Here is an 11079-nt window from a genome sequence, read left to right as displayed (position 1 = left end):
TCTCAAGCTGCCTTTTTTGCCGTGACGAACGCCGCAAGGCTGGCCACGTTGGTGAAATGGTTGCGGGTGTCCTTGGCATCGGCGTCGATCTTGATGCCGTATTTTTTCTGGATCGCCAGGCCCAGTTCCAGCGCGTCCACGGAGTCCAGGCCGAGGCCTTCGCCGAACAATGTCTGCTCGTCGCCGATGTCCTCGGGGCTGATGTCTTCCAGGCCCAAGGCGTCGATGATCAGCAGTTTGATGTCACGCACCAGGCTAGCGGTGTTCAGTTCGCTCATCTGCGGCGAGCTCCTTAATGAAATAGTCATGCAAATAATCGTTGAGCTTGCGCGAGGCCTGCGGTGCGGGGCCTTGCGCGGCGAAGGTCTGTGGGTCTATATCGGCCCCCACGCGAAAACTGAAGTGCACGCGGCGATGGGGGATGCGATACCACGGCTCGGCTTTGGTCAGGGTGGTCGGGCTGACCTTGATGATCACCGGGGTAACGATTTTCGCACCGCGCAGGGCAATTGCCGCCGCCCCCCGATGAAAGGCCGGCGCCTGCCCCGGCTGGGTGCGGGTGCCTTCGGGGAAGATGATCAGGGTCTGGCCGTCCTGCAATGACTGCGCGGCGGCGTCGAGCATGTCCATGCTGCCGTCGTTGCTGATGTACTCGGTGCGGCGCAGCGGGCCACGGGTGAACGGGTTTTCCCAGAGGGTTTTTTTCACCACGCAATTGGCGTGGCGCACCAGACCGATGAGAAACACCACATCGATCAGCGACGGGTGGTTGGCGATGATCATCTGCCCCGGTCGGCCAAGGCGCTCGGCACCCTCGATGTCATAAGTCAGCACCCCGGTGCGGGCCATGAAACGCACGAAAAACCAGAACAAGCGACTGACCGTACGCCGCGCGCGCAGGCGATGGACCAGCGCGTCACCGGGCAGGCAGCCGAGCAGCGGAAATACCAGAAGGCGCAGACACAGCCCGCCGAGCCCGAACAAGGCGAAGCTCGCAGCAGTGGCCAGCAGGCGCCAGTAGTAGGCGTCGCGGTGTTTGGCGGTCACGGGTTGCGATGCCAGGTCCATACACGATTTTTCCACGCATGTTGGCAGTCAGGTTGCTGGCCGAGCAGGGTTCGCAGCAGGTTGAGCGCGTGCGGCCAGTGCGCCTTTGACCGGGTTTCGGTGCTGCTGTTCAGGGTCAGCCGCCAGTCGGTACCGGGCGTAAGCAACAAGCCCAGCGCATAAGGGAACGGCACATCATCGACCCACTGCGAATACGCCTCGGGCGGCTGCTCTTCGGTGATCACCAGCAGCACCGCCGGGGCGCCTTCATCAAGCAGTGCGGCTGCTTCGAGCATGCCGTGTTCGAGGCCGTCGCCAGCAGCGGCGAGGGCGGTCATTTCGCTGGTTTCACCGCGCATGATCGACCACAAACCGATGATCGCGTTATGCACCGACAGGCTGAATTGGGTCGGCGACAAGGGCTGCTCGGTGGCCAGATCGCGGAGGATTTCAAACGTGCGGGGGGTTTCGCCGTGCCGCGAGACGAACACCAGCGGCAGATTGTCCCGCCCGTCGGCCAGCGGCCAGCCAACGCTGAAGGCCATCCGCGCCAGGCGGCTGAGGCGGCGGCGCTGCATGGCCGGCAGAAACGACACATCGGGCGCGGCATCACTGCTCTGCAGCACGACCGGTTGTCGGCTCCAGGCCTGCCAGGCGTCCACGCTGTCGAGCCCCGGGGCCCACGCGCGCCATTGGGCGATGTTGAAGTTGATCACGGACATTCATCCCGCCCCTGCGGGCTTTCGTTGACGCGTTGAGTCGCCAGCGCCGCAGCAGGCTTGGCTTGGCGCAGGGCGCCGGGTGGCGCGCATTATCCCGGTGCGACGGGTGTGTAGCAAATGTTGGTTACATTTTGCCCAACAAAATGTACCGAGCGGTTCGCTGCATGGCTATCACTTGGCCATTATCCGGATTTGACGCGGCGTGTCTGTCAGGTGTCTCCGTAATGGCTGGCGGTTTTTTCCATGCCTGGGCGTCGATTTTTACACCTGACGACGTAGTCCATGTCCGTGAAGGTAGCGAAGCGCGGTCACCGCCAACTACACTCGGTCATTCTTTGATACACGGAGGTTTGGTCATGCGGCGCGTGGTGTTCAATCAGAAAGGTGGCGTGGGCAAATCCAGCATCGCCTGCAATCTGGCGGCGGTCAGCGCCAGCGAGGGTTATCGCACGTTGTTGGTCGACCTCGATGCCCAGGCCAATTCCACTCAGTATCTGACCGGGCTCACCGGCGACGATATCCCGATGGGTATCGCTGACTTCTTCAAACAGACCCTGTCCTCCGGGCCGTTCTCGAAAAAGAATCAGGCGGACATCTACGAAACGCCGTTCGACAACCTGCACATCATTACCGCCACCGCCGAGCTGGCCGACCTGCAGCCCAAGCTCGAGGCGAAACACAAGATCAACAAGCTGCGCAAGTTGCTGGACGAATTGTCCGAGGATTACGACCGGATCTATCTCGACACCCCGCCTGCACTGAATTTCTACGCGGTATCGGCGCTGATTGCCGCGGATCGAGTGTTGATCCCCTTTGACTGCGACAGCTTTTCACGTCAGGCCCTGTATGGACTGATCGCCGAGATCGAAGAGTTGAAGGATGACCACAACGAAGGGTTGGAAGTCGAAGGCATTGTGGTCAATCAGTTTCAGGCGCGGGCCAGCCTGCCACAGCAGATGCTCGATGAGTTGATCGCCCAAGGCTTGCCGGTATTACCGGTGTATCTGAGCAGTTCGGTGCGCATGCGCGAGTCGCACCAGGCCAGCATGCCGCTGATCCACCTCGATCCACGGCACAAGCTCACGCAGCAGTTCGTTGAACTGCACAATCTGCTGGAAGGCCACTGATTCCCCGACTCACACGCAAATCCTGTGGGAGCGAGCCTGCTCGCGAAGAGGCCGGCACATTCAACATCGGCGCTGAATGATCGACCGCCTTCGCGAGCAGGCTCGCTCCCACAGGGGGATCTGTGCTGGATCAGATGCCTTGGCTACGCAGCCACGCCATCAACTGCGGCAATGGCAACGCACCGCTCTGTCGCGCCACTTCCCTGCCGTTTTTAAACAGAATCAGACTCGGAATCGAGCGAATCCCCAACTGCGCCGACAACTGCTGATTCGCTTCGCTGTCGAGCTTGGCCAGCCGACACTTGCCCGCCAACTGCGCCGCAGCCTGTTCGAACACCGGCGCAAACGATTTGCACGGCCCGCACCAGTCCGCCCAGACATCCACCAGTAACGGCAGATCGCCCTTGATCTGACTGGCGTAATCGCCTTGCTTTAGTTCGAAAGGCTTGCTCAGCAGTACCGCAGATTTGCAGCGCCCGCACTTGGGTTGATCGGCGAGACGCTCGGCTGGAATGCGGTTGACGCCATTGCAGGAGGGGCAGGGGATGAGGAGTGGGGTGGTCATGATTGGTTCTCTGATAGGCAGTCTATAGAACTGATTTGGAGTCGATCTGCCAACTTATCAATGTCGCAACTGCTCACATTTTTCTCAAAACAGTTCCGGGATCGATGGCTAGTCTGAAGACCAATTCGGCGTTTTACGCTTGTCGTGAGGAGATCGCTTTGTCTTTATCCGCGTGCTACTTTTGTTGCACTAATCCAGGAATCGATGATTCCTATGCATCAAATCGGAGCGACATAATGTCCGTAACTTCCAAGATACGCCGCCAAGGTGGCGCTGCCGTCATTACGATTCCGCCCACGCTTTTAAAGTTGTTGCATCTGGAGGTTGGCGCACAGCTAGAGCTGAATGTGGTCGATGGCGAACTGATTGCTCGTCCAGCCGTAGCCGCTACGCGTAAGCGTTATAGTTTGTCAGAGCTACTCGAAGGCGCAGAAGAATTGCAGAAACTTAACGCCCAGACTAGCGAGACCCTTGAAGGTGATTCTGTCGGCCGGGAGCTGGGTTGATGGTGCGCCGACAGCCCCCTCAGCGGGGTGACGTTTACTGGATTGATCCAAACCCAGTGGCGGGGCGGGAGATGATGAACAGACATCGCTTTGTGGTGATCACGCCCAGAGAGATCAACGCATTGGGCGTGAGCATGACGGTGCCTGTTACTCGCGGTGGGAATTTCAGCCGGTATATGGGTTTGGCGGTCGCCATTACTGGCCACGAAACCAATGGTGTAGCGGTGTGTAATCAGGTTCGCAGTTTTGACATAGAACAACGGGTACGAGACGGCACGGCCAAATTCATCGAGCGACTGGATGACGTGACAATGTCTGACATCGTCGACCGTGTAATCAGTGCAATCGACCCGCTAAGCTGAAGCGCCTACGAAGAACAACTGATCTCCAAATGCTTGCCCCACTCCGGCGGTCTCTCGGCGTAACTTTCCATTCCCGGCTGCTCGTCGAACGGTTTGCTCAATACCGCATGCAACCGGCGCACCTCGGAATAGTCGCCTTGCTCGGCCGCATCGATGGCTTTTTGCGCAAGGTAATTGCGCAGGATGTACAGCGGATTGACTGCATGCATCCGTGCGCGGCGTTGTGCCTGATCGGCATTGCCGTCGCGGGTAACCCGGGCGACGTAGCGTTCGCCCCAGGCATCGAAACCTTTGATATCGACAAAATCGTCGCGCAGGCGGGCGATGGCCTGTTCGGCTGACTCTTCACCGAGGCGGCGGAAAAACAGCGTGTAGTCGACGCCGCTGTTCTGCATCAGTTGCAGCAGGTTTTCCAGCAGTTGCTGGTCCTCCTCCTCGGCGGTGGTGAAGCCGAAGCGACGGCGCATCAGGTCGAGGTAGTGCGCCTGGAACAGCGGCAGGTACAAGCCGAGGGTTTCACGCAGGGCTTCGACGCTGATGAATGGCGTCAGTGCCTGGGCGAGGGCGCTGAGGTTCCACTGGCCCACCGGCACCTGATTGCTGAACGAGTAGCGGCCCTGATCGTCGGAGTGGTTGCAGATGAAATGCGCGTCGAAGTCATCGAGGAAGGCGAACGGGCCGAAGTCGAAGGTGATGCCGAGGATCGACATGTTGTCGGTGTTCATCACGCCGTGGCAGAAGCCATAAGCCTGCCACTTGGCGATCAGCTCGGCGTTGCGCTCAACGATTTCGCGAAACATCGCCAGATACGGTTCCGGCTGTTCGAGGCATTCGGGGAAGTGCGTCGCCAGCACATGCTCGCCGAGCTGTTTCTGCTGCTCGGGTCGCTTGGTGTAGTAGAAATATTCGAAGTGGCCGAAGCGGATATGGCTCGGCGCCAGACGCAGCACCATCGCCGCGCGTTCCTGCTTTTCCCGCCAGACCGGCGTGTCGGAGCCAATCACGCAGGCGGCCCGCGAAGATGGAATGTTCAGCGCAAACAGCGCCTCGGAGGCGAGAAACTCGCGAATCGATGAGCGCAGCACCGCGCGACCATCGCCCATGCGTGAAAACGGCGTCTGCCCGGCGCCTTTGAGGTGCAAGTCCCAATGCTCGCCAGCGTTGTTGTACACCTCACCCAGCAGCAGACCGCGCCCGTCACCCAGTTGCGGGGTATAACCGCCGAACTGATGCCCGGAATACACCATCGCCCGCGGCTCGGCATCGGCCCACAGCTTGTGGCCGCCAAACAGTTGCGCGAATTCTTCGGTGTCGGCGCTGGCCGCATCGAGATCAAGCAAGGCCAGAGCGGCCGGGCTGGCGACCACCAGACGCGGATTGTCGATCGGTTCGGGCAGCACGTGCGCGGAGAACGCGTCGCCCAGCCGGGCAAAGCGGTTATCGAAAGTCAGTTCGTCGAGGGCTTTCACGGGCCGGCTCCAGCAGAATGTCCGAGCATTCTGCTGGGACCATGTCGGTTAGTCGAGTTTGCTCGGTGGCGGTTCCGGCAACGGTTTCTGCCCGTCGACGATCGGCACGATGGTTTTGTTCTCGGGTTCCACAGGCACCATCTTGTATTCCTGACCGTGGAGGTTCTTCAGATAAACCTCCATCTGCCGGAACGAGATGTTGATGTGCTGCTTCTTGAACTCGCGATTGATGAAGCGGTTGACCTCATCCAGCACCGGGTTGCGGTCGCCGAGATCGCGCACATGCATGCGCAGTTCGTGGTCGAGGGTGCTTTCGCCGAAGTTGAGGAAGTACACGTGTGGCTCAGGTTCTTTGAGCACGCGCGGGTTCTCCCGAGCCGCTTTGAGCAGCAACTCCTTGACCAGATCCAGATCCGAGCCGTAGTCGACGCCGAGTTTCAGCGTGACGCGGGTGATGGTGTCGGTCAGCGACCAGTTGATCAGTTGCCCGGTGATGAACGTTTTGTTCGGGACAATGATGTCCTTGCGGTCGAAGTCGGTGATGGTTGTGGCGCGGATGCGGATCTTGCTCACCGTGCCCGACAGGTTGCCGATGGTGATGGTGTCGCCGATCCGCACCGGGCGTTCGAAGAGGATCATGATGCCGGAGATGAAGTTGGCGAAGATCTCCTGCATACCGAAACCGAGGCCCACCGACAGCGCTGCCACCAGCCATTGCAACTTGTCCCAACTGACGCCGAGGGTCGACAGGGTGGTGACAAAACCAACGCCGGCAATCACGTAGGACAGCAGCGTCGTTGTCGCATAAGCGCTGCCCTGGGCCAGATTGAGTTTGGACAGCACGAACACTTCGAGCAGGCCGGGCAAGTTGCGCGCCAGAGCGAAGGTGATACCGATGATGATCAGCGCGCCGAGCATGTCGCCGATGCTGATCGGCACCATGCTCATGTTGGCGCCGGTGCCGCTGGTGTATTCGTAAAGGGTGATGTTGTCCAGATACGAGAACACCGAAATCAGGTCCGACCAGACCCAGTACAGCGCCGCGATGAAACCGCCGAGCAGGGCCAGGCGGATCAGGCGCAGGGACTGTTCGTTGACCTTTTCAATGTCCAGGGTCGGCTCTTCGATCACCGCTTCGCCGTCGCCGGCCTCTTTTGCCGCCTGCCGTTTGGCCAGCGCTCGCTGGTAAGCCAGACGCCGCGCGGCAACGCTCAGGCCCCGTACGAAAGTGGCCTCGATCACTAGCCAGAACATCAGCAGGTACAGGGTGTTGATCAAACGGTCGCTGAGTTTCAGCGCGGTGTAGTAGTAGCCGAAACACACCGCAACAAACAGGGCGATCGGCAGCAGGGTGAACATCACTCCGACGGCTTTGCGGAACAGCGAAGCGTTCTGGTGCGTCGGGCTGCTGATCAGCAGGCGACTGAGCAGCCATGCCATCAAGGCGTAGCAGGTCAGCACCACCGGCATGCCGAGCACGTCATCGGCCAGCGCCGCCGGTTGCAACTCGGCGACGGCCACCACGGCCACCAGCGCCATGACCACAAGGCCCAATCGACGTACCCAGCCCTGAAGGAACTCGACCTGCGGTTTTTCCCAGCGGAAGTGCAATTCCGCCACGCCACCCGGTGCGAGAATCCGGTACGCGGTGTAGAACACCAGCCAGGCCTGGCCCATCTGCAACAGCGCCGCGCCCATGTTGGCGTTCTGCCCGCGCGCGTCGATCTGCAGGGCCAGACCGCACAGCGCCAGACCCAGCGCCACCGGCATCGCCAACAGGATGTTGATCAGAATCGCCTGCGGCGTGTGCCACTGGCTGTCGCGCTTGAAGTGGCCGATGTCCTGGTGAACCTTGTTGAGTCGTCCGTACAGCGCTTTGCGTCGCCACAACAGGGCGCCGATCAGCAGCGCCAATGGCAGGAACAGCAATGGCCGCTGGGTCAGGCCGTCAGTCAGTTCGCTCAGGCTCGACGCCCAGGGCAGGGTGTTGACCTGTCGCTCGAGACGCTCGGGCACGCCGCGCATCCATTCCACGTCCAGCGGCTTGTTGCTGGGGATCCAGAACATCTGTTCGTCGAGGGTCGCGCGCAGGCTTTGCGCGGTGCTCAGCAATTGTTTCTGGTTGAGCTGCAGGGTGATCGATTCATTGAGCATCGCGCTCAATTCGCGGTTCAGCCGCTCGAGCAGATCAGCACGGGTGTTGGCCAGATCGAGCAGGCTTTTGCGCAGTTGCGGGGTGACCTGCTCTGGCGGCTGCGTGGCCAGCAAATTGTCGACGTAGGTCGCCGGATTGCTCAACAGCTCCCGCTGCTGGCTGACATCGAACTGATACAGGCGAATATCGGCAATCTGGTCGGCGAGGTCGCGGTCGACCTTCAAGTGCGGCAGCGCCTGCTTCTGTTTATAGAGAATTTTCGACAGCAACAGGCTGCCCTTGAGCACGCTGATCTGTTCGTCCAGTGCCGAATCGCTCTGGGTCAGGGTGTCGAGTTGCTGTTTGGTCTGCAGGTTCTGCTGCGTGACTTCGTTGAGACGGTCGGTGCTCTTGAGCAAATAGTCGGAAAGCTTGAGATTGGTCGCGCTCTCGCTCGCCAGCAGGCTGCTGCCGCCGGCCTTCTGCGCTTCGATCGATTGCTGGGTAACGGTTTCCTGCGACTGCGCCAGACGCTTCTGGTTGATCAGGGTTTGCAGTTCCTGGATCTCGCGGTCGAGGCGATCGGATTTCTCCGAGAGCAAGTCATGCTGAGCGTTGCCCAGATCCTGCAACTGGGTGTTGCCGGCCAACTCCTGGCGGCGCAATGGAATCAGTGCATTGAGTGCGGCCAGTTCGGCGTTCAACTGGTCGCGCTGTTCGGCGGTGACCGTTTTGCCCGTGTCCTTGCCGGATTTGAGGATGGTGTTGATCTGCTGGATGCGCGTCTGGCTGGCGGAAATCTCCGCCTGCGCACGCTCGGGGCGAGTCTGCGCGGTGATGATCAGACTGTTGGCTTCGGCCAGGGCTTTTTGCAGATCGCTTTGCTGGGTCGAGCGATCGGTGAGGATCTGCTCCAGTTGCTGGATCGACTCTTTCGGAAAACGCTGCGCTACCGGCACCGGTGCGGTGGCCTTGAGGCGGCTGAGTTCGCGGGTGTTTTCAATCGTCTGCTTCGGCGCGTTGGCCAGCTGACGCTTGAGATCGATCAGCTTCTGCTCGTAATCACGCTGGTTGTTCAGTTGATTGAGGGTGTTCTGCAGGACGGTCTGCAGGGTCTTCTTGTCGGCGTCCGGCAGTTTGCTGTCAGCCAGCTTGTCGAGGCTGGCCTGCACGGCATCGCTGGACGGTGGTTCGGCAGCATGCAGCGGGCCGACAACGAGACTGAGGCCCAGCAGGGCCGCGGCGAAAAAGGAGCGCAGGGTAGGCATAGAGACCGGTCAAGCAAGTGAGAGTGGAAGCAGTTTAGAGGAAGAGTCCGGGGCCCGGGCGACTTCCTTCGGGGAATCTGACGCCCACTTTGCCGATCTTGTTCCCGTCCATGACCGCAACCGTCCAGTGGGTGTTGTTCCACTCCACCTGGTCACCGACGATGGGAGCACCCCCGACTTTTTGCGCAATGAACGCGCCCAGGGTCATGTCCGGATCGATGCCTTCGGCCGGCAAGCCATACAGCGCTGCAACCGCTTTAAGCTGGGCGTCTCCTTCGAGTACGAAGTCGCCGAAGAAGCGCAGATCGAGGCCACGTTGCGGCGCCTGGCTGAACAGTTTGCCGAGGGCCGACAAGTTGTGTTCATGGCCAATAACACACAGCAAATCATCGACTTCCAGCACCGTACTACCCGACGGATGGAGCAGTTGCTGACCACGAAACAGTGCCGCGATGCGTGTGCCTTCGGGCATTTTCAGCTCACGCAGGGGCGAACCGATGCACCATTTCTCGGCGCCGAGCTTGTAAACGAACAGTTCCCACTCGCTGGTGACGTGCACTTCCAGTGCCGCCCGGGATATCGGCGCGGGTTCTGGCGGAACGGTCACCTTGAGCAATTTGGCCACCCACGGCAGGCTCGTGCCTTGCACTAGCAGCGACACCAGTACGATGAAGAAGGCCAGGTTGAAATACAGCTGCGCTTGCGGCAGCCCGGCCATCAGCGGGAACACCGCGAGAATGATCGGCACCGCGCCGCGCAGGCCGACCCAGGAAATAAAGGCTTTTTCACGACCATGGAAAGCCTTGAACGGCAGCAGGCCGACCATCACCGACAGCGGCCGCGCGAACAGGATCATCCACAGCGCCAGACCGAGGGCGGGCAGGGCGATCGGCAGCAGATCGTGGGGCGTGACCAGCAGGCCCAGCACCAGGAACATGCCGATCTGCGCCAGCCAGGCCATGCCGTCGAGCATGTGCAGAATGCCGTGGCGGCTACGCACCGGGCGGTTGCCGATCACCAGACCGCACAGGTACACGGCGAGAAAACCACTGCCGTGCAAGGCGTTGGTCAGCGCGAACACTACCAGACCGCCAGCGATGATCAGAATCGGATAGAGCCCGGCGGCGAGATTGATGCGATTGACCAGTTGCAGCATCACCCAGCCACCGCCCAGACCGATCACACCACCGATGCCGAACTCGCGGATCAGGTGGGTCAGCAGGCTCCAGTGCAGGCCGGTTTCGCCGCTGGCGAGCATGTCGATCAGGGTGACGGTGAGAAACACCGCCATCGGGTCGTTGCTGCCGGATTCGATTTCCAGACTGGCGCTGACCCGTTCGTTGAGGCCTTTACCGCCGAGCAGCGAGAACACCGCAGCGGCGTCGGTCGAACCGACGATGGCGCCGATCAGCAGGCCCTGAATCAGATTGAGGTCGAACAGCCACGCAGCGGCCATGCCGGTCAGCCCGGTGGTGATCAACACCCCGACCGTGGCCAGCGACAGCGCCGGCCATAACGCCACGCGGAAACTCGACACCCGCGTACGCAAGCCGCCGTCGAGCAGGATCACTGCCAGGGCGAGGTTGCCGACCAGATAGGCCGTCGGGTAGTTATCGAAAATGATCCCGCCACCATCGACCCCGGCCGCCATGCCGACCGCGAGAATGATGACCAGAATCGGAATGCCGAGACGTGAAGAAAGAGAGCTGACAAGAATGCTTGCGCCTACCAGCAACGCGCCGATCAAGAACAGGCTGTTGATGGTCGTCGCATTCAAAGGCAGTACTCCAGAAGCGTAAAGACGGGGGCACAAACTGACCATGCAGTCTGCGTGCCAGCGATTCTAACCTGTTGAAATGTGATGCTGTCAAAAAGGTTT

At 60.5% G+C, this 11079-nt stretch carries 10 protein-coding genes; 3 read left to right on the top strand and 7 right to left on the bottom strand.

The window, feature by feature from the left end; all coding sequences use genetic code 11:
- Nucleotides 1-2 precede the first annotated feature (2 nt).
- The 3 genes from CKW30_RS13055 to CKW30_RS13045 are packed head-to-tail and all read right to left on the bottom strand — an operon-like array spanning nt 3 to nt 1769.
- Complete coding sequence (locus tag CKW30_RS13055; RefSeq protein WP_095181011.1) at nt 3-278, bottom strand: phosphopantetheine-binding protein; 276 nt, start codon at nt 276-278, stop codon at nt 3-5.
- The gene (locus CKW30_RS13050; RefSeq protein WP_041477597.1) at nt 256-1068 is read right to left on the bottom strand and encodes a 1-acyl-sn-glycerol-3-phosphate acyltransferase; all 813 of its coding nucleotides are present in this window, start codon (nt 1066-1068) and stop codon (nt 256-258) included. Before CKW30_RS13050 ends, CKW30_RS13055 begins: the two co-directional genes overlap by 23 nt.
- A complete protein-coding gene (locus tag CKW30_RS13045) occupies nt 1044-1769 on the bottom strand; it encodes a beta-ketoacyl synthase chain length factor (protein ID WP_041477598.1) in 726 nt (241 codons plus the stop codon). The genes CKW30_RS13050 and CKW30_RS13045 overlap by 25 nt, the downstream gene beginning before the upstream one ends.
- Nucleotides 1770-2125: 356 nt before the next feature.
- Between CKW30_RS13045 and CKW30_RS13040 the strand changes: the two genes are divergently transcribed.
- The gene (locus CKW30_RS13040; RefSeq protein WP_095181010.1) at nt 2126-2896 is read left to right on the top strand and encodes a ParA family protein; all 771 of its coding nucleotides are present in this window, start codon (nt 2126-2128) and stop codon (nt 2894-2896) included.
- Nucleotides 2897-3026: 130 nt separating this feature from the next.
- Here CKW30_RS13040 and trxC read toward each other — a convergent pair whose 3' ends face one another.
- Nucleotides 3027-3461: a thioredoxin TrxC gene (gene trxC, locus CKW30_RS13030; protein ID WP_095181008.1), complete on the bottom strand. Its 435-nt coding sequence runs from the start codon at nt 3459-3461 to the stop codon at nt 3027-3029.
- Between the two features lie 236 nt (nt 3462-3697).
- Between trxC and CKW30_RS13025 the strand changes: the two genes are divergently transcribed.
- Together CKW30_RS13025 and CKW30_RS13020 are read left to right on the top strand one after the other, a co-directional pair.
- Complete coding sequence (locus tag CKW30_RS13025) at nt 3698-3967, top strand: hypothetical protein (protein WP_008077592.1); 270 nt, start codon at nt 3698-3700, stop codon at nt 3965-3967.
- A complete protein-coding gene (locus tag CKW30_RS13020; protein ID WP_095181007.1) occupies nt 3967-4329 on the top strand; it encodes a type II toxin-antitoxin system PemK/MazF family toxin in 363 nt (120 codons plus the stop codon). The genes CKW30_RS13025 and CKW30_RS13020 overlap by 1 nt, the downstream gene beginning before the upstream one ends.
- Nucleotides 4330-4334: 5 nt before the next feature.
- Here CKW30_RS13020 and selO read toward each other — a convergent pair whose 3' ends face one another.
- Genes selO through CKW30_RS13005 form a run of 3 tightly spaced genes read right to left on the bottom strand, consistent with a single transcriptional unit; the run spans nt 4335 to nt 10977 of the window.
- Nucleotides 4335-5798 carry a protein adenylyltransferase SelO gene (gene selO, locus CKW30_RS13015; RefSeq protein ID WP_095181006.1) on the bottom strand — a complete coding sequence of 488 codons (1464 nt, stop codon included), beginning with the start codon at nt 5796-5798 and terminating at the stop codon, nt 4335-4337.
- Between the two features lie 48 nt (nt 5799-5846).
- Complete coding sequence (mscK, locus tag CKW30_RS13010) at nt 5847-9200, bottom strand: mechanosensitive channel MscK (protein ID WP_095181005.1); 3354 nt, start codon at nt 9198-9200, stop codon at nt 5847-5849.
- Nucleotides 9201-9234: 34 nt separating this feature from the next.
- The gene (locus tag CKW30_RS13005; RefSeq protein ID WP_041477603.1) at nt 9235-10977 is read right to left on the bottom strand and encodes a potassium/proton antiporter; all 1743 of its coding nucleotides are present in this window, start codon (nt 10975-10977) and stop codon (nt 9235-9237) included.
- Between the last annotated feature and the right edge of the window lie 102 nt (nt 10978-11079).

It is taken from the genome of Pseudomonas sp. Irchel 3F6 (assembly GCF_900187595.1).
Taxonomy (GTDB): Bacteria; Pseudomonadota; Gammaproteobacteria; order Pseudomonadales; family Pseudomonadaceae; genus Aquipseudomonas; species Aquipseudomonas siliginis.
Note: the sequence above shows the minus strand (reverse complement) of the source record. Positions and strands in the feature narration are given on the sequence as shown.